Raw genomic sequence first — 23480 nt, 5'->3', positions numbered from 1 at the left:
GGCCCTCACTTTCCGGCGCGGATCCGGGGATCCAGGATGGCGTTGATGATGTCGGCCAGCGTGGTCGAGGCCACGAAAATCAGGGTAGAGAACAGGACGGACCCCATCACCACCGGGTAGTTTCGGGTTGTGATGCTGTCGATCACCAGCTTGCCCAAGCCGGGCCGGGAAAAGACGATCTCGGTGAAGACCGCCGCCGACAAGAGGAAGCCCATGCCAACGCCAATCACCGTGACCGTCGGCAGAATAGCCAGCCGCAGGGCATAGCCAAAGACGATCCGCCGTTCGGGAAGGCCAAAGGCGCGGGCGGTGCGGATATGCCCTTCGCCCAGCACTTCCAGCATCGAGGCCCGCACCAGCCGCGCGATATAGCCGACCCAGGACAGACCGATGGCAAGGCTGGGTAGCACAAGGTGATGAAGCTGATCCCCCCAATTGCCAGCGTCCCCCGCCCCGATGGCCGGAAACCATTGCAGTTTCACCGCGAAGATCAAAAGCGAATAAAGCGCGACTACAAAGGCTGGAACCGCGATGACCGACACCGACAGGATACCGGTCAGACGGTCGCCCAGCGAATTGCGGTTGACGGCGGAATAGCAGCCCAGCGCGATCCCCAGCGCGGCGGACCAGGTGATTGAAAACAGGATCAACGCCAGCGTATGGGGCACCTGCCCCAGAACGATATCCGTCACCGACCGGTTCGAAAACACGTCCATCCCCAGATCGCCGCGCAGCATATTGGCAAAGAACAGGCCGATCTGCACGATCAGCGGCCGGTCTAGGCCCATCCGCGCCTCAAGCGCTGCGCGCATTTCCGGCGTCGCCCGCGGGCCAAGCATGGTCGACACCGGATCGCCCGGGATCATATGCACGATCAGGAACAGCGCGGTTACGGCCAGAACCGTGATCAGCGCGGCCAGACCGATCCTGCGGACAATGTAGGACAGCATGGGACGCCCTTTGTTCGGGGGAGGGTAAGGAAGGGGCGCGGATCATTGCCGCGCCCCGGTGCCTTGGGCAAATGCCCTAGGCTGCGCCGAAATAGCGGTAAAGCGGCAGGCCATCGGGACGCAGCGCCGGGGCGATACTGTCGCGATAGATGACCGGCGTCGCCTCGTGGGTGAGGAATTTGTAGGCGCCGCTTTCTTCCATCAGGTCCTGTGCCCGGGCATACATCTGCGCCCGCGCCGCCGGATCGCTTTCGGACTGGGCCGCGACATGCAGCGCGTCAAACTCTTCGCTGCGGAAACGTTCCCAGTTCCAGATGCCGGCCTGTTCGGAAATGAACCACGACGTCGCGTAATAGGGGTCGGGCGTCATGGAGTAGCGGTTCAAAACCAACTCCAGATCGTCGTTTGACCCCAGTTCCCAGAAGGTCGCGCCTTCGTGCAGGCGGATTTCAAGGGTGACGCCAATCGCGGCAAGGTTGGCCTGAATGATCTGCGCCGCAGTCACATTGGCGGATTTGTTCAGCACATCAATGGCCAGCGACACATTGGTTTCGCCCGATTCCGCCATCAGCGCCTGCGCCTTTTCCAGATCGGCAGATACGCCTGTCAGGGGTGCGTCGCGGTGCCCGGCCAGACCCGGCGCGATGATCCCCGTCGAAGGCTCTGCCGCGCCGAAATAGGCTGCCGCCATGATCGTGGGCACGTCGATCGCGTGCTGAATGGCCTGGCGCAGTTTCAGGTTGCCCAGCTTCGGGTTGTCCAGGTTCATCCCGACCCAGACATAGTAAAGCGACGGGTATTCATCCAGCGTCGCCCCGGCGATCGGGTTCGACTTGAGCCGCTCCACGCTATCAAGGCTGACGCGGGTAAAGTCGATCTCGCCCGCCTCGAACGCGATCTCGGCTGCCTTTTCATCGTCAATGTGGTAAATCTGGATTTCATCGAAAGCCGCCGGATCGCCCTGCCAATCTGGATTGCGGCGCAGGGTCGTTTTCTGTTTCTGTTCCCACCCGGCATGAAGATAGGGGCCAGAGGTCGCCACCGGCTGGGTGTCGATCTTGCCACCGACACTTTCGAACGCGGCCTTGGACACGATATTGCCCGCGATATAAGGCAGCGTGATCGACCAGAGCGGCTGGAACGCGTTCTTCAACACGATGGTGCCGGTCCGTTCGCCGGTCACCTCGACATGATCCAGCGGGCCCCAGTCGGGTTTATTGGTGGATTCCAGCGCATCGTCGATGATCCGCTCGAACGAGAATTTCACGTCTTCGGCGGTCATCGCGCCAAATCCGTTGGTGAACCCGATGCTATCCTTCAGCGCGAAATTGATGTGGGTGTCATCCACCTGTTCAATCATTGCGGCGGCGTCCAACTGCCAGCCCCATTCGCGGCCCGGCTTGTACTGGATCAGCTTGTTGTAGATCGCCGCGTGAATCTCCTCGTCCACGACCCCCTGACTGAATGCCGGGTCCATCGACCGGATGTCCGCATAGGTGCGGGTCTTGAGCGTGCCTCCGGCGGCATAGGCGGCACGGGGCAGCATCATGCCGGTCGCGGCAAGCCCCCCAAGCGCGGTTGCGCCCTTCAGAAACGACCGGCGCGGCAGGCCGACCTTGGTCCAGGATATGTTCGGTTTGTTCATTGGGTGTCTCCCTGACTGAAAAGCGTCTTCCAAACGCATTTGTTGCCAGGAACTTCACGCCAATCCCAAAGACGCTGCAAATGCGCGACTTTTAGCGTTATTTTGCGACTTTAAGCTACTAAGGTGACAAAGAGCATAATAGATTCGCCAGATATCCTGTGGATTGGTCCTTTGATGCAAGCTGATGATTTCGCCAACAACCTTCGCCTTCTGTGTTCGACCGAGTCGTCGGTGTCGGCGATCTGCCGCCAGATTGGCGTAAACCGGCAGCAATTCAGCAAATACCTTAGCGGCGCGGCGCGTCCCTCCCCGGCCAATATGCGCAAGATCGGCGTGCATTTCGGTGTGCGCCCAGCCGAGTTTCTATTGCCCACCGAAGAATTCGAGGTTCACCCCCTTGTCGCCAGCAAACTGGCCGGTCCGCAGGTCGCCGCCCCAAACCAGGGCGGGTTCGAAACCGCCTTTCGCGGTCAGACGATCCCGCTGCGCCGCTATCTGGGCTACTACCTCAGCTACTTCCTGACCCAAAGCTGGGAAGACTCGATAGTCTGCGCCGTGGTTCGCCTGGACGAACACAACGGTATGGTGCGGTGCCGGTCGATGGAACGGTCGGTCGATCCCGAAGATGGCAGCCTGTATCTGTCGAAATATGACGGGCGCGTCGCGCTTCTTGGCAACCGCATCTTCGTGATGGAGTATCAGGCGCTTGCGCGGGATGCATTGGTTGAAACCGTCCTGAACCCGGTCGGACGAGGGCAATTGCAATACCTGCGCGGAACGACCTTTGGCATCACCAGCCGCCAGCGGACGCCCTTCATGTCCCCTGTCGTCTGGCGCTACTTTGGCGATATTTCGTCCTTGCGGGACTTGATGAGGCAGGTCGGACGCCATGACCTCAATTCCGACCGGGTGGACCAGCGCGCAAAATCGATCCTGTTGGGCGCCCGCCCCTAGGACTGGCCTGATCGCCACCTTCATTCGGGCAAAAACACGCAAAACCGCCCGAAATTCGGTCATAATCGGTCAATGAGGCTGGTCAAATCCGAAGACTCGGCAGAAGCTTTGCCGCAGAACGCCCCCGTGGCGACTGATTCCATTGGCCGGGTGCCAGCGGCGCGCCCCACAGCAAAACCGGTGACAGATGACCTTTGACGAGCTTAAGACACAGATCGCCGCAGGCCGGATCGACACGGTCCTGACCTGCATCGTGGACATGCAAGGCCGCCTGATGGGCAAACGTTTCCATGCCGAGGCTTTTCTGGAAATGGCCGAGGATGAAACCCATTGCTGCAACTACCTGCTGGCGACCGATCTGGCGATGGCCACGCCGGACGGCTATGCCTCGACCAGCTGGCGGGGCGGCTATGGCGACTATGTGATGAAGCCCGACCTGTCGACCCTGCGTCCGGTGCCCTGGCTGGACGGGACCGCCATGTGCCTGTGCGACGTGCAGGACCACCACAGCCACGCCCCGGTTCCCCAGTCCCCGCGCGAGATGCTGAAGGGCCAGGTCGCCCGCGCCCGCGCCATGGGGTTCGACCCGATCATGGCGACCGAGCTGGAGTTCTTCCTGTTTCAGGGCACCCATGACGAGATCGCCCGAAACGGGTTCAGGCTGCAGCCGATTTCGAACTACAACGAGGATTACCACATCTTCCAGACCTCCAAGGAAGAGCCGATCATGCGCCCGATCCGCAACCACTTGCGGGCCATGGGCATCCCGGTCGAGGGGTCCAAGGGCGAGGCTGAGGCGGGTCAGGAAGAACTGAATATCAAATACGCCGATGCACTGGCGACCGCCGATCACCACACCATCGCCAAGCATGGGATCAAGGAAATCGCGCATCTGAACGGCGCGGCGGCCTCCTTCCTGCCCAAGTGGCACCATGACCGCGTCGGCAGCGCCGCCCATGTGCACCAGTCGCTTTGGTCGGATGGCAAGAACGCGTTCCACGACCCCGACCGCCCGCTTGCCAAGTCCGAACTGATGGATCACTACATGGCGGGCCTGCTGAAATACGCGGCCGATTACACCTATTTCTTGGCCCCCTATGTCAACAGCTACAAGCGCTTCGCCAAGGGCACCTTCGCGCCAACGCAGGTTGTCTGGTCGGTGGACAACCGCACCGCGGCCTTCCGCCTGTGCGGCGACGGGACAAAGGGCGTGCGCGTGGAATGCCGGGTGCCGGGGGCGGATATGAACCCCTATCTGGCACAGGCCGCCATGCTGGCCGCGGGCTTGAAAGGGATCGAGGAGAAACTGCCCCTGCCCGCCCCCTTCAAGGGCGATGCCTATGAAGACGGCGCGGCGGCCCGCATCCCCCTGACCCTGCGCGACGCACGCGATGCGATGATGGGATCCGAAATGCTGAAAGAGGCCTTTGGCGAGGCTGTGATCGCCCATTACACCCGCGCCGCCGAATGGGAGCTGGAAGAGTTCAACCGCGTGGTCACCGACTACGAAATTGCCAGAGGGCTTGAAAAAGCATGACAACGCTTCGCTGCATTTCCCCAATCGACGGATCGGTCTATGCCGAACGGGACACCCTGTCCCCGGATCAGGCCCGTGCCGCCGCCGACCGCGCCCGCGCCGCGCAGGCCGAATGGGCCGCCCGCCCCCTGACCGAGCGGATCAGGCTGGTTCTGGCCGGGGTCGCCGCCGTGGGCGCGATGAACGACGAGATCGTCCCCGAACTGGCGCATATGATGGGCCGCCCTGTCCGCTATGGCGGCGAATTCGGTGGCTTCAACGAACGGGCCGCTTATATGGCCGAAATCGCGGAAAGCGCGCTGGCGGATATCGCGGTGGGCGAGGACGCGACCTTCAAGCGCTACATCCGCCGGGTGCCGCATGGGGTCGTCTTTGTCGTGGCCCCGTGGAACTACCCCTATATGACCGCGATCAACACTGTCGCCCCGGCCTTGATCGCGGGCAACACGGTGGTGCTGAAACACGCGACCCAGACCCTTCTGGTGGGCGAGCGCATGGCCCGCGCCTTCCATTCCGCGGGCGTGCCCGAGGACGTGTTCCAGAACGTCTTCCTTGACCACGACACGACTTCGGCGCTGATCGCGGACCGGGCGTTCGATTTCGTCAACTTCACCGGGTCGGTCGGGGGCGGGGCCGCGATGGAACGGGCGGCGGCGGGCACCTTCACCGGGGTCGGCACCGAGCTGGGCGGCAAGGACCCGGGCTATGTCATGGACGACGCAGACCTTGACGCCGCCGTGGACACGCTGGTCGATGCGGCCATGTATAACGCCGGGCAGTGCTGCTGCGGGATCGAGCGGATCTATGTGCACGAAAGCCTGTATGACGCCTTCGTGGAAAAGGCCGTGGCGCTGGTAAAGGGCTACAAGCTGGGCAACCCGCTGGACCCCGATACCACCATCGGCCCGATGGCCAACACCCGCTTTGCTGCCGAGGTCCGCGCCCAGATCGCCGAAGCCGTGGCCGATGGCGCCGTGGCCCATATCCCCACCTTCGCCGAAGACGACGGCGGGGCCTATCTGACCCCGCAGATCCTGACCAATGTCACCCACGACATGCGGGTCATGCGCGACGAAAGCTTTGGGCCGGTCGTCGGCATCATGAAGGTGTCCTCGGACGACGAGGCCATCGCCCTGATGAACGACAGCGACTACGGGCTGACCGCCAGCCTGTGGACGGCAGACGTAGACCGCGCGGCCCGCGTCGGCGACCGGGTTGAGACCGGCACCGTCTTCATGAACCGGGCCGACTACCTTGATCCGGGCCTGTGCTGGACCGGCTGCAAGAACACCGGCCGGGGCGGCGGATTGTCCGTCATCGGCTACCAGAACCTGACCCGACCGAAATCCTATCATCTAAAGAAAGTCACGAAATGAGCCCCACCGCGAATTGGTCCTATCCCACCGCGATCCGCTTTGGCCCGGGCCGGATCAAGGAATTGGCCGAGGCCTGCAAGGCCGCCGGGATCAGCCGCCCGCTTCTGGTCACCGACCGGGGGCTGGCCGCCCTGCCCGTCACCCAGACCGCGCTTGACGTGCTGGAGGGCGCGGGGATGGGCCGAGCGTTGTTCGCCGATGTGGACCCGAACCCCAATGAAAAGAACCTTGCCGCCGGGATCGCGGCGTTCCGCGACGGCGGCCACGATGGCGTGGTGGCCTTTGGCGGCGGGTCGGGCCTCGACCTTGGCAAGATGATCGCCTTTATGGCCGGTCAGACCCGCCCAGTCTGGGATTTCGAGGATATTGGCGATTGGTGGACCCGCGCGGATGCTGGCGCGATCTATCCCAACGTCGCCGTGCCGACCACCGCCGGGACCGGATCGGAAGTGGGCCGCGCCAGCGTGCTGACCAATTCGGAAACCGCCGAGAAAAAGATCATCTTCCATCCCAAGGTCCTGCCCTCGGTCGTCATCGCCGACCCGGAGCTGACCGTGGGCATGCCCGCCTTCATCACCGCAGGCACCGGGTTGGATGCCTTTGCCCACTGCGTCGAAGCGTTTTCCAGCCCGCATTACCACCCGATGAGCCAGGGGATCGCGGTGGAAGGGATGCGGCTGGTGATCGACAACCTGCCCCGCGCCTATGCCACCCCCACCGACCTTGAGGCCCGCGCCAATATGATGTCTGCGGCGATGATGGGGGCCACGGCCTTCCAGAAGGGGCTAGGGGCGATCCACGCGCTGTCCCACCCTATCGGCGCTATGCACCACACCCACCACGGCACCACCAACGCCGTCTGCATGCCTGCCGTTCTGCGGCTGAACGCGGATGCGATCCGGAGCCGGTTCGACGCGGTCGCGGGCTATCTGGGGATCGACGGCGGCTTTGACGGGTTCTGCGCCTTCGTGGACCGGTTCAACGACAGCCTCGGCATCCCGAAACGGATGTCGGACCTTGGGGTCACGGATCCGGACATGGACCGGCTGGTCAAAGGGGCGCTGTCCGACCCAAGCTGCGGCGGAAACCCCGTCACCCTCACCGAAGCGAACGTCCGGGCCCTGTTCGAAGAGGTTCTCTAGGCCAACGCGCGCCTGCCCGGATTACTGCGGGCAGGCGGTCTACCTGTCGCAGGCGGCGGTGACGATGATTTCGACCTTCAGGTCGGGGCGGGCCAGCTTCGCCTCGCCGCAGGCGCGCGCCGGGGCGTGGCCCGCGGGCACCCAGGCGTCCCAAACCGCGTTCATCTCGGCGAAGTCCGCCATGTCGGCCAGCCAGACAATGGCCTGCAACATCCGGTCCGGGCCGGACCCGGCCCGCGCCAGCAAGGCCTCGACCCGAGACAGGCAATCGCGGGTCTGCTCGGCCACGTTGTCGCCCGCCCCGACCTGCCCGCAGAGGTAGGCGACGCCGCTATGCTTGACGATCTTGCTCATCCGTTCGCCGGTGTCGATCCGTTCGATCATCGCGAAACTCCTATTCTGCCGCGTCCTTGCGCGGGGTATCCATTGCCGCCAGTTCGGCCAGCGTCACGGGCTTCAGGGGCGGGCGGATACGGTAGTATCCGGTCTCGTCCTCGGTCTGCCCCGTCGCCTCGGCCAAGAGCGCCGTAACCGTCAGCCCGCAATATCGGCCCTGACAGGGACCCATCCCGGCCCGGCCAAAGGCCTTGGCCTGATTGGGGCCGGTGCAGCCCAGCTTGGCATAGCCCCTGATCGCCCCGGCGGTGACCTCCTCGCAGCGGCAGACAATGGTATCATCGGCAATCGGCGCGGCGGCGGGGGGATAGGTTGCATCCAGAAATGGGCGCACCGCCCCTTCGGCCCGGCGCATGGCCAGCAAGGGCGCGGCGGCGCGGTCCCGCTCTGCCGGGGTGATCCGCCCGGCCTCTGCCGCGATGGCCAGCGCCGTGATCCGGCCCGCGACCTCGGCCAGTTTGGCGCCGCCGATCCCGGCCCCATCCCCCGCAAGAAAGACGCCCGGCACCGTGGTTCCGCCCCAAGTATCGACGACCGGCGAAAAGCAGCGTTGCTGATTGTCCCACAGATGCGGCACGCCGATCGACCGGGCGGCCTGCGTGTTTGGCACCACCCCCTGATGCAGCAGGACTGTGTCGCAGTCGATCCGATGGTTCTGCCCGCCGGCGCGGAACCGGACCGCCGTGGCCCGATCCGTCCCTTCGATGGAAACCTCAGTCGCCGCGCGATAGCGGGGCACACCCGCCCGCCGGATCGTGGCCAGAAGCCCCGCGCCCTTCATCAGGTATCGCCAGCCGCGCAATGCGCCCCCCAGATGCCGCAGCGCGCCCGCGAAATCACCCCGCGTCTGGGTTTCGACCAGCGCCAGCGGCGGGGTGCCCGCCCGCACCATCTGCGCCGCGATCAGGTACAAAAGTGGGCCAGAGCCGACCAACACCGCCCGGTCCGCCACGATCCCCGATTGCTTCAGCAGGATCTGCGCCGCCCCGGCGGTCATCACCCCCGGCAGGGTCCAGCCCGGCAGCGGCATGGGCCGTTCCAGCGCCCCGGTCGCCAGCAGGATGCGCCCGGCCCGGATCTGCGCCGCCGCCCCGTCGCGGGTGTAGTTGACGGTGAACGCCGCGCCGTCCGGTTCGATGGCCCAGACCACGGCACCGGTCACATGCCGGGCGGCGCTGTCGCGCAGCGCCCCGGTCAGGGTCGCCCCATGGGCATAATCCGGGCCAAGGATCGCGCCACGCACCCCCGCGGCCCGATCCACATCGCGATAGATCTGGCCCCCGGCCCGGGGCTGTTCGTCCAGCATACAGACCGAAAGACCCCGGCCCGCCGCCTCTACCGCGGCGGCCATACCGGCCGGACCGGACCCGATAATCGCCAGATCAATCATCTGCCGCCTCCCGTGTCGGGCGGGCTATCTCCATCCCCTCGGAAACCTCGGTCATGCAGGCCTGCCGGGTCACGCCGTCGATCTGCACAAGGCAATCGAAACAGGCGCCCATCATGCAATAGGGCGCGCGGGGCGCCCCGCTGACCGGCGTGTCCCGCAAGGACACGACCCCCGCCGCCAGAAGCGCAGCGGCGAGGTTCGCGCCTTCGGGCAGCGACAGGTCCTGCCCGTCGAAACGAACGGTGACCCGCACCGGCGCGGGGTCGATTTCACGAAAAGCGGGCTTCACTGAAGACCTCCAGATCCGGGGCGGCGGCGGTGCCGTCCAGCCAGTCGGGCAAAAGCCGGGCGTGTGCCGCCGACAGGGTGATGCCGCTGTGACAGGTGACAAGATAGGCCCCCGGCATCTCGGCGCTTTGCTGGTAGATCGGCAGGCCATCGGGCGACAGAACCCGCAACGCACCCCAACTGCGGACCAGTTGGGCGCGGCCAAGGATCGGATAGGCCGCGATGGCTTCGGCGGCGAGGCCCGATAGGCCCTTTTGTGTCACGCTGTCGTCCAGCCCGACCTCTTCGTTGGTGGCACCGATCTGGATGCCGCCCTCGTCAACCTGACGGGCAATCAGGGACGGGCGATTGATGATCTTGGGCAGTTTTTCGGTGATCAGCACCTGCCCGCGCTGCGGCCGGATCGGCGCCTTGAAGCCAAGTTTGGGCCCCAGTTGCATCGCCCCCAGCCCGGCGGATAGAACCACCTTGCCGCCTTCGACGATCGTCCCATCGGCACAGGTCACACGAAACCCATCCGGTTTCGAGACGTCGGTGACGGTCTTGCCGGTCAGCACCCGACCACCCATGCGCCGCACATCGTCGGCCAGAGCCAGCAACAGGCGTAGCGGGTTCGCGTGCCCGTCCTGATGATGCAGGATCGCGCCGACGACCTTAGGCCCGATATGCGGTTCTTCCTTGCGCAGGGCATTGTGGCCCAGAACCTCGTAGGGATAATCCCCGCCCAGTTTGGCCTTCAGCACCTCGTATTGGTCGATGGTCTCTTGCAGGGTTTCTTCGGAAAAATGCAGATCAAAGCCGCCGCGCTGTTCCAGCCCCAGATCGCGGCCGGTGGCATCCTGCAATTCGGCGGCATAGTCGGCCCAGGCGGCGGCAGAGGTCTGCGACCATTCCGCATAGCGGGGCTGCTTCATCCCTTTGGATTGCACCCAGACCAGTCCAAAGTTCCCGCGGCTGGCCCGGAACGACCCATCGTCGCCATCCAGAACGGTTACCCTGTGGCCACGCTTGAGCAGCCCCCAGGCAACCGAGAGGCCGACGACCCCTCCTCCGATGATGACGTAATCGGTTCCCATGCCCTGCCCCGTTTGTTGTCGCGCGTGGGGCGGCGTAATGGCCGCCCCAGCGATTGTGCAATCAGTTGGCCGCAGCCGCGACCTGATCGAGGATCGACTGACCCCATTCGACGCCCACGTCTTCCAGAACGGCGGGCCAGACATCGGCGCGGACCTTTTCGGCCATCGCGGCAAGTTCGGCGTCCGAAAGCGCAACCACGGTCGCGCCCAGTTCATCGACCAGCCGCTGTTCGTTGCGGCCCTGATCGGCCTCGGCCACATCCCAGCGTGTCGCCTCGAAGGCGGCGGCCTGTTCGATCAGCGCCGCCTGATCTTCCTCGGACAGCCCGGCAAGGCTTTCGTTCGAAATGATCATGTACCAGACTTCAAAGTGGGTGTTGGCGGGGATGTAGGTCTTGGTCACGTCGCGGAAAGAGGCATAGTAGCCTTCCGCACCGGACCCGATCACCCCGTCAACCACACCGGTCTGCACGGCGGTGAAGGCTTCGGAGAAGGGGATCGGCGCGGGGATATAGCCCAGCGCCTCGCCGGTCAGCTGAAAGCTCTTGATCCCCGGCACGCGGACCTTGATCCCGTTCGGTTCAACCGACCCGGCATTGGGGTTTTCGACGTTCAGGGAGATGCCGCCGAAATAGACTGGATAGGCGGCCAGCATGGTGATGTCCTGTTCGCTGTAGAGGCCAACCATGGTTTCACGCACGACCCCACCGGGGCCATAGACCGCGCGGGCCTGATCCCAGTTCCCGGCAAGATAGGGGAAGGACGAGATTTGCATCCGGCGGTCGGCGGCAGTGGCGGCAGGCTGGGTCGCCATATCGATGGCGCCAACGCTGATCCGTTCCTGCACGGTGGTGTAGTCGCCCAGTGCCGAGGCCGGGAAGATTTCGATGTTCACATCGCCGCCGGTCGCATCGGCGACGGCTGCGGAAAAGGCGCGCAGTTCGACGTCAATGGTGGCGTCCTGCGGGCGCACGTGGCTCATCTTCAGGTCCTGTGCCTGGGCCACGGGGGCCAGCGCCATCAGGGCCGCGGTCGCGGTGGCAAGCATTGTATATTTCATTTGAGTTTCCTCCAGTTGATCAGTTGGTTACGGGATGTTGTTCAGGTCTTGGATCAGGGGGCAACGTCGTATCCGAACAGGCGCGGCAGGTAGAGGGACAGGTCGGGCCAGAGCGAGGTCAGGAAGACCACCGGGACATAGCCGAACAGGATCAGCTTCATCGCGGGCGGGATCACCTTGGTCACCTTCACTTTGCCGATCCGTGCGCCCAGATAGAGGATCGAGGCATAGGGCGGCGTCACCCCGCCCATCGCGGTGTTCACGCCCATGATCGCGGCGAATTGCACCGGGCTGACCCCAATTGCCTGCATCAGCGGCAAAAGAAGCGGCGCAATCAGGATGATCGCGGTCACGTCGTTGACGACCATGCCCACGAGAAACAGCAGGATGTTGATCAGGATCAGCAACACTACCTTGTTCTCGGTGATCGAGAAGATGCCCTGCACCAGCTGCTGCGGGATGCTTTCATAGACGAACATCTGGGACAGGATCATCGAGAAGAGGATCATCATCATGATCGCGCCGACGGCGGTCGCGGCCTCTTTCCCGGCGGACAGGAAATTGTGCCACTTCAGCCCCTTGTAGATCAGGAACCCGACCGGCACCGCATAGATCACGGCCACGGCGGCGGCCTCGGTCGGGGTCATGACCCCGCCATAGATACCGCCAAGGATGATCACCGGCATCAGCAACGCCGGGAAGGCATGGATACCGCGCTTGGCCACCTCGCCTGACAACTCGCTGAAGCTCGGCTTGTCATCGAGGATCAGGTTGAACTTGCGGCTCATCCACAGATTGATGACCGAAAACGAGGTCATGATCAGCAGGCCCGGCCCAAGCGTGGCAAGGAAACAGGCAAGGATCGAGGTATCCGTGACCCAGCCATAGACGATCATCGTGACCGAGGGCGGGATCAGCAGGCCGAGGATGGACGAGTTTGCGATCAGCGCGGTGGCGTATTCACGGGGATAGCCCCGCTTTTCCATCTCGGGGATCAGAAGCGGGCCGATGGCCGCGATCCCGGTCAGGCCCGAACCGGAAATGGCCCCGATCACCGCGCAGGACACCGCCGCCACCACGCCCAGACCGCCCCGGATATGGCCGATGAAGGCATTGACGAACCGCAGAAGCGACGCCGCGATCCCGCTTTCGGACATGATTGTCCCGGCAAGAACAAACAGCGGGATGGCCAGAAGGACCGGGTTGCCCATCTGTTGCATCCCCCAGAGCATCATGCCCTTCATCGTCACGTCGCCGATGAAATACATCACCATCAGCGCCGCGCCGAAACAGTAGGGCAGCGGCACGCCCAGCGTTAGGGTGATCACCAGAACGGCAATGGCCAGAAGCGCGATCTCGATCATGCCGGGGCTCCGTCACGCAGGGCCCGGACATGGCGTAGCAGGTGCCAGGCGGTGTAGATCATCATCAGCGCAAGGCCCACAAGCAGCGCGATGTCGGAATAGAAGGTCGGGATGTAGAGGGTCGGGCTTTCGCGCCAGACCCGCCAGGCGTAGCGGGTATAGTCCCAGGCCCAGCTGAGCAGCCACAGGCCGACAGTCAGGCTGATGATCTCTCCGACAATGGCAAGGATCGTGTGCCCCCGGTCGGTCTTGATGAAGATCTCCAGCACGTTGGCCCGGATATGTGTGTTTTCCCGCGAGGCGTTGACCGACCCGAGGATGTAGAGCCAAAGCGTCGGGTAGAGCATGGTTTCCTCGAGCCCCATCACCGGAATTTCCAGCACATAGCGTGTGATCACCTGAACGAATTGCCCAAGTGCCACGATGCAAATCAACGCGGTCAGCGTGTATTTTGCGAATCTGTCCAATTGTCCCTCCGTCGGGGCGGTCCCCGCTCTTTCGGAAAGCATCGCTGGACAGGTGCCATCAAATCAATTTAAAAATATCTCTGATTTCATAAATTGGATTTATGGACAGATGAACCTTTCGATCCGTCAGATCACTACCTTCCGCGAGGTCATGCGGTCGGGGTCCATCAGTCAGGCCGCGCGCACGGTCGGGCGCACCCAACCCGCCGTCAGCACGATGATTGCCACGCTGGAAGATGAACTGGGGTTCAAGCTGTTCGTGCGCGAACATGGCAAGCTGAGCCCCACGCCAGAGGCGCAATTCTTTCTGGAAGAATGCGATGGCATCCTTGACCGTCTCGAACGGACCGAACGGACGGTCAGCCGCATCCGGGCGCTTGAGGCGGGCAAGCTGCGGATTGCCTGCCACCCCGCCGCCTCGGGCATCTTCATGCCCCGGCTGTTGACGGACTTCCTGCGCGGCAAGGACGATCTGGAGGTGGCCCTCATCATGCGGTCCTCGGACGTGATCGAAGACCTGATCGCCTCGCAGCAATATGATATCGGCTTTGCCGAAACCCCGGCGCGGCGGTCGTCCATCGACCAGATCGACTATGAACTGGATTGCGTCTGTGTGCTGCCCGCCAATGACCCGCTGGCCGACCGGGACGAAATCACTCCCGCCGATCTGGATGGCAGACCAATGGCGGTTCTGTTCGATGAACATCCCACCGCAACCCAGACCGAGGCCGCCTTTGTCCGGATGGGATGCAAATTCACCAAGCGTCTGGAACTACGGACTTTTCTGCCCGGCCTGCAATTCGTCTCGGCCGGGATGTGCTATATGGTCTGCGACATGATCTCGGCCTATGGCTACCTGCTTCAGGGGGCGGCGCCACAGGGGCTTGCAATCCGCCGTTTCAGCCCGAGGATCACCAACAGCGTCTCGATCCTGACGCCGGGCTATGCCACCCAATCGCTGACCGCGCGGGCCTTCATCGAGCAACTGGACGCCGGCGTCCGCCGTATGCAGGACGAAATTGAAAAGGTTCTGGCCTAGTTCCCGCTTTCCCCATCCGCCCGGGCGGCATCCAATTCCGCCTGATCCCAGAACCCGATGATATAGCCGCGCCGCAGTTCTCCACCCGACCTTGCGTCAATCTCGGCATCGCTGATCGTGACCCGGTTGTGGTGCGCCCGCGCCCAGCGGTTCATCGCATCGGTCAGCCGGTCTATGGTCGCCGCCTGTCCCGGATCCTCCCCCAGATCGTGCAACTCTTCAGGGTCGGTTTCCATGTCGAACAGCATCGGTCGGAACCCTTCGGCATGGGTCATCTTCCAGCGCCCGTCGGTCACCATGACAAGGCGGCAATCGGGGATCGGCTGGCCCAGCATCTTGCGGGCCTTGCGGGCGGAATAGTCATATTCGCTGATTGCGTAACGCCGCCAGTCGCCCCCCTGCCCCCGGATCAGCGACAAGAGCGACCGTCCTTCAAGAATATGCGCGGGCGGCGTGCCCCCGGCCCAATCGACGAAGGTCGGCGCAAGGTCGATCGCCTCGACCAGATCGCCGTTGACCGTGCCCCGCGTGGCATCCGCGCCCTCTGTTGGGTCAACTACGATCAGCGGAATTCGAGACGAAGCATCGTGGAACAATTCCTTCTCGCCCAGCCAGTGGTCGCCCAGATAGTCGCCGTGATCCGACGTAAAGACGATCAGCGTGGACTCTGTCAGGCCCCGGTCATCCAGAAAGGCCATCAGCCGCCCGATCTGATCGTCGATCTGGGTGATCAGCCCCATGTAGGCAGGGATCACGCGGTCGCGCACCTCGTCCCGGGCGAAAACCTGGCTGAAACGGTGCTGCTGATAGGCGGCAAAAACCGGATGGGCGCCGTTCTGTTCCGCCTCGGACCGATTGACCGGGATCACATCCCCCGGCCCATACATGTTGTGGTAGGGGGCCGGCACGATGTATGGCCAGTGCGGCTTGATATAGGACAGGTGCAGGCACCACGGGGTATCGCCCGCATCCGCGATAAACTCCATCGCGCGGGACGTGGCATAGGGGGTTTCCGAATGCTCCTCGGCCACGCGGGCGGGTTTATCCGCATGTTCCATCAGCCAGCCGGACAAAAGCGCCCCGTCCGAGTCCTCTGCGGCATTGGCCCAGTCGTGCCAGGGGTTGTCGCTGTCAAATCCTTCGGCGCGCAGGTGATCCTGATAATGGGTCGGTTCCTTGCCGCCCGGCGGGTGCAGCCCGTCCAGCCTGTCCCAGACCTCGAACCCGCATTCGGAAATCAGGCACCCCATTTCCGAGGCCGGGTCGATCCCCAGCCGCCGCATCCCTTCGACATCGGCGGCCATATGGGTCTTACCGCATAGCGCGGTGCGCACACCAAGCGGGCGCAGGTGGTCGCCGATGGTCATCTCGCCCACACGCAGCGGAAAATTGTTCCACGTCGATCCGTGCGACCGCACATAGCGCCCGGTGTAGAACGACATGCGCGACGGGCCGCATATCGGCGACTGCACGTAGGCCCGATCGAACCGGACACCACGGGCGGCAAGCGCATCGATATGCGGTGTCTTGATATACGGATGCCCGGCGCAGCCAAGGTAATCAAACCGCAACTGGTCGCACATGATGAACAGGATATTCTTGGCGGTCATGCCGTCCCCCCAGCGGGCCCCTAGCGGGCGTAGTCCGACCCCTCATCGTCAAGGATCGCCATCAGTTCGGACAGGTGCCGCTCGGCCTGATCGGGGTAGTCGTCCAGTTCCTGCGCGGTCTTCTCAGCGATCTCATGGCTGAGAACCCGCAGGGGCTGTCCGGTTTGCAAGGCACGGATATAGGTCTCTGCCGCGCGTTCGAAATAGTAAAGGCGGTTAAAGGTATCGGCGACCGAGTCCCCGATCACCAGCACCCCGTGGTTGCCCATGATCATCACCTTCTTTTTCGGGTCCGACAGCATCCCGGCGCAGCGGGTGCCTTCCTCTTCGAAGGCCAGCCCGCCGAACCCTTCGTCCACGACGTAGCGGTTGTAGAAGGCGGCGGTGTTCTGGTCGATCGGCGGCAGGGTGCTGTCGGCCAGACAGGCCAGCACGGTGGCGTGGATCGAATGGACATGCATCAGGCAGCGGGCATGGGGCACCAGCCGGTGGATCGACCCATGCAGCCCCCAGGCGGTCGGGTCCGGCGCGTCGGGCTGGTCCATCGTTGTCGGGTCGTTCGCGTCCAGAAGCAGCAGGTCCGAGGCCTTGATCCGCGCGAAATGCCGCTGGTTGGGGTTCATCAGGAACTTTGTGCCATCGTCATTGACCGCAAGGCTGAAATGGTTGGCCACCGCCTCGTGGAAATTCAGCCGCGCGGTCCAGCGGAAGGCGGCGGCAAGCTGGGCGCGTTCCGGCCAATGGGTGACGTTGGGAACGGGGGCAAGGTTCGACATGGCGCGGCCTTTCTTGGTTGGCATCTTGGGCGCAGCATGGTCCGGGCCGGGGGCGGCTGGCAAGCCCTGTCGACGGGCGACACCGTTGCCCTATCTGTGCGAACATGCCATTCCGGGGCAGCCCCGGCCATGAACAGGACAGCGCCATGACCCACAGCTTCGACCCGGCGGGCGAACCGCTTGCCTTCCGCCATGCGCTGGGGGCCTTTGCGACGGGGGTGTGCGTGGTGACCACGATTGGCCCGGACGGCCCCGTGGGGATGACCATCAACAGCTTCGCCTCGGTCTCGCTCGACCCGCCATTGGTATTGTGGTCGGCGCTGAAATCCTCGGGCCGTTACGCGGCCTTTGCGGGGGCCGAAAACTTTGCCATCAACGTCCTGACCGCCAGTCAGCGCGATATCGCAGCGGGGTTCTCCAGGCCCGGCGACGCCTTTGACGGGCTGGACTGGACCCTGTCCGACAATGGCCTGCCGCTGGTCGACAAGGCGCTGGCCGCATTTGAATGCCGGCTGCATGCGCAGCATGAGGGCGGCGATCACACGATCCTGATCGGCCACGTCCTGCGCGCCCATCATGGAACCGGCGCGCCGCTTGTCTTTCAGGGCGGCAGTTTCGGCGGGTTTTCAACCGGGGATTAGAACCTCGGTCAGAGGCCTGCGGGCACGGGGCGGCATCGCCCCCGCAGGTTTGCCCAGCCGCATCACCTGCACCAGACGCCGATCCGGCCCAATCCCGGCCCTGTCGCAAACCTCGGCCCGCGTGGCCGGGTGATCCGACAGCGCCGCCATCGGCCAGCCCGCATAGCCCAGCGCCGTTGCCTGCAACCACATCCGCAGATAGGCGCGGCCGGATGCGACCGGGCTTTCACCCGCGGGGCGATGGAAACAGGCGATGACCTGCGCGGTGCGGGTTGCGCCTGCCTCTGCCGTCAGCCCTTTGGTCAGGCCCAGCAGGTGCAGCACCGGCCACAGCGGGCCAAGGGCGATGGGCGCGCCAAGGGCCTCTGCGCCGCTCATCCGCATCGCCGCCCGGTTCATCCCGTCGAAGTCGTGGCGCGGGTGGCTGGGCGACAGGCGCATCCAGCGCAGCAGTTCCCGCCGGAACGGACGGGCTTTCATGATCTCAAGGCTGGCCCAATCGTTACGCTCCGCGATCCAGCTCTTGTCCGCCGCCTCGGTCAAAAGGACTGCATCGTCACGGTCAAAGGTCTTGACCCGACCCTCGGCAAAGGCCCCGCGAAAGGTGAACCGCTTTTCAAGTTGGAGGTTCAACTGGTCCGCCTCTCCGCCCGCAAAGGTCAGCCTTGCGGCGATCCGGTGGCCGGGCCATGTGGTGCGGTCGTCCCCGGCCCAACGGTCTTCGACCTCGGCCGCGATGCCCAGCGCCGACAGGGCCAGCACCAGCGCCTCTGCCGCAGCGCCGCAGGACAGGCCCGCGTCCGTCCCGTCTGGGTCGCCCACGGACAGGCCCACGGACAGGTCACAGCCAAGCAGCAACCCCTCGCCCTCGCGTCGCCAGCGGGCGGGCTGGGTGTTGTGCACCGACGGGGCCAGCGCCGCGCGGGCCAGCGCGGTTTTCAGAACCGTTTCAGTCAGCATCGGCGCCCTTTCCGATCAGCAAGGCCATGCGCTGCACGGCGGCAAGTTCCAGTTCCGCCCGTGGACTGCTGGCAAGGCTGGGCAGGTTCAGCGCCACCAGCCGCAGGGGCGCAGTTCCGACCAGCAGGATATGCGAGGCATCGAAACGGGCAAAGAGATGAGCGACGATCTCTGCCTGATCTGCCGCGACGGGTGGCGGGTCGGCGCGGCGCAGAACCGGGCGGGTCCGCATCAGCGCGGCCACCGCACCGGAATCAAGTTCGGCCAATTGCTCCGCGTCGATCAGGGCCGCGCCGTCGACCATCGGATCGCCTTGAAGACCCTGCAGGAAGGCAACCGGATCGTCCGGACCCGCCGCCAGATGCCGCAACAGGCTGGCCGACCGGTCCGCGACGCGCAGGTTGCGCGCCTCGTTAACGACCGCGCCAACAAGGGCCGCCGAAAGGGCCAGCGACAGGGTGATGATCCAGCCGTCCCGGTCCATCCCGGCCATGAAGGCGATCAGAACCGCCGCGCCCCCGGCAGCAGCAAGAACGACCAGCAGGCCGCGCAGCGCCGTCCGGTGGCCGATGCCCCCCTGCCCTAGCCCGATGGCCAGCCAGCACAGAACCAGCACCCCGATGGGCGAGGCCTGCACCGGCAGGTCCGCCCGGATGATCGCGAAGTCGGCCACCGCCAGCGGCGCCAACACCAGAAGCGACAGGGACAGGCGCACGACCGTTGTATTCTCTGCCGCGCTCAGCCCCGCCCGGTCGCGGCGCCAGACCATCCAGCCGACCATCGCAAAGGTTGCCAGTTGAAAGACGATCAGCCCCCACAGTCGCGCCGGGTCGACCAACCCGCTGCCCATGACCGACAGGATCAGGAACAGCGCGGTTCCCAGCCCGACGAAACTCTTGATGCTCGCGGGTGCATGGCGGCGCAGCAATCCTTCGGTCAGCAGCAGTGCGGCCAGCGGCACCAGTGACGCGCCGATCATCATCACGAAGCGGAACCCGGCCCCGCCCGTGACAACCGCCAGCGCCCGCCCCGCGAACAGCACCACCAACACCCGAACCCCGAACAGAAACCGACGGGTCAGCGGCCCGTCCGGATCGCGCCCGGTCAGGACTCCGTGCAGCGTGGCAAGCCCGATCAGGGCCAGAACCGACAGGATCAGGTCGGACAGATAGGGCGCGGCGGCGATCATCCGGCGGCCAGCCCGTTCAGGAACCGCCGCACCAGCGGGCGCAGCATCGCCGCGATGATCGCAGGACGGGGGTGTTCAACCCGCCCCCGGTAGGGATTGAAGAACCAGCCCCGGTTGTCAGCCCCGCGCGGGCGACCCAGAGCCGCGTTCACTACCTCATAGGCCATCAGCTGCCCCGTGGTGATCACCATCGGCGCAAACGACATGCGGCTGCGCCGCCCGGCCACCACATCGCCCACCATCTCCATGTCGATATAGCGGCGCGACGAGGAATGGATCACCACCCATTCCGCCTCGCGCAGGAAGGCCGTGGCGCGCTGATCCTCGGTCAGCTTGTCCCAGTCGGTGCTGACGGTGGGATAGCCCATCCGCGCCTCGTGCGGGGGGTCATCAGGGGCGGTGACATAGACCGACGGCAAGGGCGAAGCGTAGGCGTCGATCACCGATTTCGCCAGCCTGCGCGCGGTGCGGTAGAGCAGCAGCGAGGCGCCCAGATCATCGGTTCCATTGACCACCACATCGGCCTGCGTCACCCAATCTTCGACCCCTTCCGCCCAGTCGCCATGCAGCACCGTGACCTCCATTTCCGGATTGATGCGGGCGCAGACCTCGGCCGTGGCCTCTGCCTTGTGACGGCCAATCGTGTCGGAAAAACAGAACACCTGCCGGTTCAGGTTCGACACTTCAAATTCGTCCAGATCGGCGATGATCAGATGGCCGACCCCGATCCGGGCCAGCGCAAGGATGCACGCCCCGCCCATGCCGCCGGTGCCGCAGACAAAGACCGTCGCGCCGCGCAGGCGGGCCTGTTCCTCTTCACTGACGAACCCGATGTTGCGGGTGGTCATTTCGGCGTAGTCGAAGCCCATTCACCTGTCCTTTGCCGGGCGCAACACGCCCCATTGCCGGCCACTGTCCGACCAGTAAAGAAGCGGCAGAATCAACCGGCGCAGCGCCACCATGCCGCCCGTGATCAACAGGCCCGGCACCTGCCCCTTTGGAACCTCGCGCGACAGGTAGCGACCGATGGCGGCAAGGTCCATCTGCCCCAACTGGATCACGTCGTCGCCCCGGTCGTAATCAAGCTGTTGGGCGCAAAACGCGTTGAACCGCTCGTCGCGGTGCTTGGGCGCATCGTCAAAGGTCTTTTTCAGATCATCCGACCCGCCCGTATAGGCATTGGTGATCACGAACCTGTCCTCGTCAAACCCGGCCTCCGACCCGACGCCGAAGACATGGCGGTGGCCCTCCATGATCCGGCGGGCAAGGATCAGGTGGGTCAGGGTCCGGCGGCCGCCATCAGGCACAGGCCAGACGTTCGAAAACATGCCCGACACCATGCCAACCACGGCAGGCACCTGGGTGACGTTTGAAATCCAGACGGGCCGGAACTGTCGGCGAAAAAAGATCAGGAAACAGGTCAGCCCGTAAAGCACCCAGGACAGGGACCGGGACCGCTCGTCAGGGTCTACCATGACAAGGCCAAGGTGCAGCACCTCGGTCGGGCGCGGCTGGGTGTCCAGCTCCATCACGGCCAGCGCGTTGAAGGCAACAGGAGTGCCATCGGCGCGGGTGACCAGGGTGATGATGCTTTGGCCCATCCGGGCACGGTCGGCTGCAAGAACGCCGTAGGTCAGCCCGCCTTCGGATAGGGTGCGCGAGGCGACCCGGCGCAGGTCGGCCGACAGCGCCTCAAGCGCCGCTGCCTCCATCCAAAGGCCCGGACGTTCCAGGATGCGCACACGCAATCCCGGCCCGGATTTCAGGCTGACATCCATGTACCGCTGCGACATCGCCGCCAGAACCGTGCGGATCACGCCAAACTCTCCCTGCCCCTCGGGCACCAGCCTAGGTTGCGCCCAACCCGCGAACAAGGCTGGAAAACCGGACCCGGCCTGCTGCGGCACTGGTGCAACGGCGGCTCAATCCAGTCCGAATTCCGACAGATCAAGCCGCCGGGCATGTGTCACCTCGTCCGGGGTCAGGGGAAACCGGCGCAACAGCGCGTCGTTATGGGCCCGCACCCGGGCCTCCCAATGGGGGCGAAGATGGCCCATCAGGCGCGCGTGCCCCTCCATCCAGGTCTGGCGGCTGTAGTTGTCGCGGACAGGGCGGCCCATCGCGCGCTGCACGGCGCTCCGGGGTAGCTTGGTCCGGCTGCGCAGCTCTGCGTCCTGCGCCATGCGCCGGGTAATGCTGTCCAGGGCCGTGAACAGCAATTCCGGCCCGCTCACCCGGCGGCGTTCGTATTCCCGCCCGCGTTCAGAGATGACCCAGTCAAATTCCGGCCCCTCCCCTTCGACATGGGGTGTGGCATCACCAAACGGGATACGATCGAACCGGAAATCGGGAACCGGATGGCACAGCCGAGCCAGCGCCGCGCGGATTTCCTCTTCGACCTCTTCCAGCGTCACCCGGTCGCCGCCTCCGCCTGCCAGACGGTGGAAACCTCGTCACGAATGATCCGGCCAATCAACGCGCACTCATCAAGGCTGAAGGTCAGCGGAAGACGCATATCGACGATGGATTTCAGGATCGCATCCGATTTCGGCATCCGCTCGATCGGGGCATAGCGCCAGCTGTCATAGCGCGAGGTAAAGCCGACAGGTTCCGCCGATCCGAACCATTTCAGCTCGACACCGCGACCGGCACAGCGGGCAATGACCTCGACAATGGCTTCCTCGGACCAGTCCCGCAAAAGGAACTGGAAGGACGAGGCGACAAATCCCTCCTCCTCGGGCCGGTCGATGAGGGTCAGGCCGGGCGTGTTGCGCAGCCCCGCCTCGACCACGCGGTAACGGGCGTTCCACTTGCCGCATTGTTCCGACAAAAGGCGCAACTGCGGGCGCAGGATTGCGGCGCGCAGGTTGTCCATCCGGCCCGAGATATTCGGGGTCTCGTATTTCACCCGCTCGAACACCTCCGGCGGCGGCGCGGCACGGTGCCGGTCGTAGAGCATGTAGCTGCCAGACAGGATCGTGGCGCGGGCCATCGCCTCGGCGTCGTCGGAAATAAGGAACCCGCCCTCGCCCGAATTCATATGCTTGTAGGTCTGGGTGGAGTAGCAGCCGAACCGACCCCAGCGGCCCGATTGAGTGCCGTTCCAATGCGCCCCCATCGTATGCGCGCAATCCTCGATCACGGTGATCCCGGCGCGGTCGCAGATTTCCATCAGCGCGGCCATGTCGCAAATGTGGCCCCGCATATGGGACAACAGCAGAACCTTCGCCCGGCCCGCCTTGGACGCAAGATCGTCAAGGTCGATGACCAACCCCTCCGTCACGCCGACAAAGACCGGCACGCCGCCGACGCTGGCAATCGCGCCCGGCACGGGGGCAAGGGTAAAGGCATTGGTCAGGACAGGATCGCCGGGTCGCACCCCCGCGGCCCGCAGCGCGGTGGCGATGGCATATCCGCCCGAGGCGACGGCAAGGCAGTATTTCGCCCCTGTGGACTGCGCGAATTCCTCCTCCAGTAACGCCGTTTCGGCGATCTCTCCGGGGGCGGTGTTGTAGCGATGCAACCGCCCGCTTTGCATCACGCGCAGCGCCGCCTCGATCCCCTCGTCCGGGATCGGTTCCTGCTGGGTGAACGAACCTGTGAATACCTCTGTCATGGCG

General features: G+C 64.5%; 23 protein-coding genes. 6 read left to right on the top strand and 17 right to left on the bottom strand.

Annotated features, from left to right (window positions below):
* Positions 1-5: 5 nt before the first annotated feature.
* Positions 6-950, bottom strand: coding sequence for an ABC transporter permease (locus tag U3648_RS07250; protein ID WP_420858581.1), 945 nt, complete (start codon positions 948-950; stop codon positions 6-8).
* Between the two features lie 76 nt (positions 951-1026).
* Complete coding sequence (locus U3648_RS07245; protein WP_420858580.1) at positions 1027-2595, bottom strand: ABC transporter substrate-binding protein; 1569 nt, start codon at positions 2593-2595, stop codon at positions 1027-1029.
* Between the two features lie 174 nt (positions 2596-2769).
* On the opposite strand from U3648_RS07245, the gene U3648_RS07240 reads away from it, so the two are divergent.
* The 4 genes from U3648_RS07240 (at position 2770) to U3648_RS07225 (ending at position 7604) form a co-directional block, all read left to right on the top strand.
* A complete protein-coding gene (locus U3648_RS07240; RefSeq protein ID WP_420858579.1) occupies positions 2770-3549 on the top strand; it encodes a helix-turn-helix domain-containing protein in 780 nt (259 codons plus the stop codon).
* A gap of 187 nt (positions 3550-3736) precedes the next feature.
* On the top strand, positions 3737-5086 hold the full coding sequence (locus U3648_RS07235) for a glutamine synthetase family protein (protein ID WP_420858578.1): 1350 nt from the start codon (positions 3737-3739) through the stop codon (positions 5084-5086).
* Positions 5083-6462, top strand: a complete 1380-nt coding sequence (locus U3648_RS07230) for an aldehyde dehydrogenase family protein (RefSeq protein ID WP_420858577.1) — start codon at positions 5083-5085, stop codon at positions 6460-6462. Before U3648_RS07235 ends, U3648_RS07230 begins: the two co-directional genes overlap by 4 nt.
* Complete coding sequence (locus U3648_RS07225; RefSeq protein ID WP_420858576.1) at positions 6459-7604, top strand: iron-containing alcohol dehydrogenase; 1146 nt, start codon at positions 6459-6461, stop codon at positions 7602-7604. The genes U3648_RS07230 and U3648_RS07225 overlap by 4 nt, the downstream gene beginning before the upstream one ends.
* Before the next feature lie 39 nt (positions 7605-7643).
* Here the strand turns inward: U3648_RS07225 and U3648_RS07220 are convergent, their stop codons facing one another.
* The 7 genes from U3648_RS07220 to U3648_RS07190 form a co-directional block, all read right to left on the bottom strand.
* Entirely contained in the window at positions 7644-7988 is a 345-nt protein-coding gene (locus tag U3648_RS07220) for a RidA family protein (RefSeq protein WP_420858575.1), read from the bottom strand.
* A gap of 10 nt (positions 7989-7998) precedes the next feature.
* A complete protein-coding gene (locus U3648_RS07215; protein ID WP_420858574.1) occupies positions 7999-9390 on the bottom strand; it encodes an FAD-dependent oxidoreductase in 1392 nt (463 codons plus the stop codon).
* Positions 9383-9679: a (2Fe-2S)-binding protein gene (locus tag U3648_RS07210; RefSeq protein WP_420858573.1), complete on the bottom strand. Its 297-nt coding sequence runs from the start codon at positions 9677-9679 to the stop codon at positions 9383-9385. The genes U3648_RS07215 and U3648_RS07210 overlap by 8 nt, the downstream gene beginning before the upstream one ends.
* Positions 9660-10754: an NAD(P)/FAD-dependent oxidoreductase gene (locus tag U3648_RS07205; RefSeq protein ID WP_420858572.1), complete on the bottom strand. Its 1095-nt coding sequence runs from the start codon at positions 10752-10754 to the stop codon at positions 9660-9662. The genes U3648_RS07210 and U3648_RS07205 overlap by 20 nt, the downstream gene beginning before the upstream one ends.
* 61 nt (positions 10755-10815) lie before the next feature.
* A complete protein-coding gene (gene dctP / locus U3648_RS07200) occupies positions 10816-11814 on the bottom strand; it encodes a TRAP transporter substrate-binding protein DctP (protein ID WP_420858571.1) in 999 nt (332 codons plus the stop codon).
* A gap of 53 nt (positions 11815-11867) precedes the next feature.
* The gene (locus tag U3648_RS07195) at positions 11868-13178 is read right to left on the bottom strand and encodes a TRAP transporter large permease (RefSeq protein WP_420858570.1); all 1311 of its coding nucleotides are present in this window, start codon (positions 13176-13178) and stop codon (positions 11868-11870) included.
* On the bottom strand, positions 13175-13645 hold the full coding sequence (locus tag U3648_RS07190; RefSeq protein ID WP_129680452.1) for a TRAP transporter small permease: 471 nt from the start codon (positions 13643-13645) through the stop codon (positions 13175-13177). The genes U3648_RS07195 and U3648_RS07190 overlap by 4 nt, the downstream gene beginning before the upstream one ends.
* A gap of 109 nt (positions 13646-13754) precedes the next feature.
* On the opposite strand from U3648_RS07190, the gene U3648_RS07185 reads away from it, so the two are divergent.
* Positions 13755-14684, top strand: a complete 930-nt coding sequence (locus tag U3648_RS07185; RefSeq protein WP_420858569.1) for a LysR family transcriptional regulator — start codon at positions 13755-13757, stop codon at positions 14682-14684.
* Here U3648_RS07185 and U3648_RS07180 read toward each other — a convergent pair.
* A complete protein-coding gene (locus U3648_RS07180) occupies positions 14681-16294 on the bottom strand; it encodes an alkaline phosphatase family protein (protein ID WP_420858568.1) in 1614 nt (537 codons plus the stop codon). The genes U3648_RS07185 and U3648_RS07180 overlap by 4 nt on opposite strands.
* A 20-nt stretch (positions 16295-16314) precedes the next feature.
* The gene (locus U3648_RS07175; protein WP_420858567.1) at positions 16315-17094 is read right to left on the bottom strand and encodes a class II aldolase and adducin N-terminal domain-containing protein; all 780 of its coding nucleotides are present in this window, start codon (positions 17092-17094) and stop codon (positions 16315-16317) included.
* A 122-nt stretch (positions 17095-17216) separates the two neighbouring features.
* On the opposite strand from U3648_RS07175, the gene U3648_RS07170 reads away from it, so the two are divergent.
* Positions 17217-17711, top strand: a complete 495-nt coding sequence (locus U3648_RS07170) for a flavin reductase family protein (RefSeq protein ID WP_420858566.1) — start codon at positions 17217-17219, stop codon at positions 17709-17711.
* On the opposite strand, the gene U3648_RS07165 is transcribed toward U3648_RS07170, so the two are convergent.
* The 6 genes from U3648_RS07165 to U3648_RS07140 form a co-directional block, all read right to left on the bottom strand.
* Positions 17697-18671: a nitroreductase family protein gene (locus tag U3648_RS07165; protein WP_420858565.1), complete on the bottom strand. Its 975-nt coding sequence runs from the start codon at positions 18669-18671 to the stop codon at positions 17697-17699. The two genes, U3648_RS07170 and U3648_RS07165, sit on opposite strands and share 15 nt — an antisense overlap.
* Complete coding sequence (locus U3648_RS07160) at positions 18661-19860, bottom strand: hypothetical protein (protein ID WP_420858564.1); 1200 nt, start codon at positions 19858-19860, stop codon at positions 18661-18663. Before U3648_RS07160 ends, U3648_RS07165 begins: the two co-directional genes overlap by 11 nt.
* Positions 19857-20729 carry a ThiF family adenylyltransferase gene (locus U3648_RS07155; protein WP_420858563.1) on the bottom strand — a complete coding sequence of 291 codons (873 nt, stop codon included), beginning with the start codon at positions 20727-20729 and terminating at the stop codon, positions 19857-19859. Before U3648_RS07155 ends, U3648_RS07160 begins: the two co-directional genes overlap by 4 nt.
* Positions 20730-21704 (bottom strand): hypothetical protein, encoded by a 975-nt coding sequence (locus U3648_RS07150; RefSeq protein ID WP_420858562.1) that lies wholly within the window; start codon positions 21702-21704, stop codon positions 20730-20732.
* 78 nt (positions 21705-21782) lie between these two features.
* The gene (locus U3648_RS07145) at positions 21783-22274 is read right to left on the bottom strand and encodes an Imm63 family immunity protein (RefSeq protein ID WP_420858561.1); all 492 of its coding nucleotides are present in this window, start codon (positions 22272-22274) and stop codon (positions 21783-21785) included.
* Complete coding sequence (locus U3648_RS07140; protein WP_420858560.1) at positions 22271-23476, bottom strand: DegT/DnrJ/EryC1/StrS family aminotransferase; 1206 nt, start codon at positions 23474-23476, stop codon at positions 22271-22273. Before U3648_RS07140 ends, U3648_RS07145 begins: the two co-directional genes overlap by 4 nt.
* Positions 23477-23480: the final 4 nt, after the last annotated feature.

The organism is Marivivens marinus (genome assembly GCF_035969385.1).
GTDB lineage: Bacteria > Pseudomonadota > Alphaproteobacteria > Rhodobacterales > Rhodobacteraceae > SELP01.
This window is presented reverse-complemented; position numbering and strand designations above follow the sequence as displayed.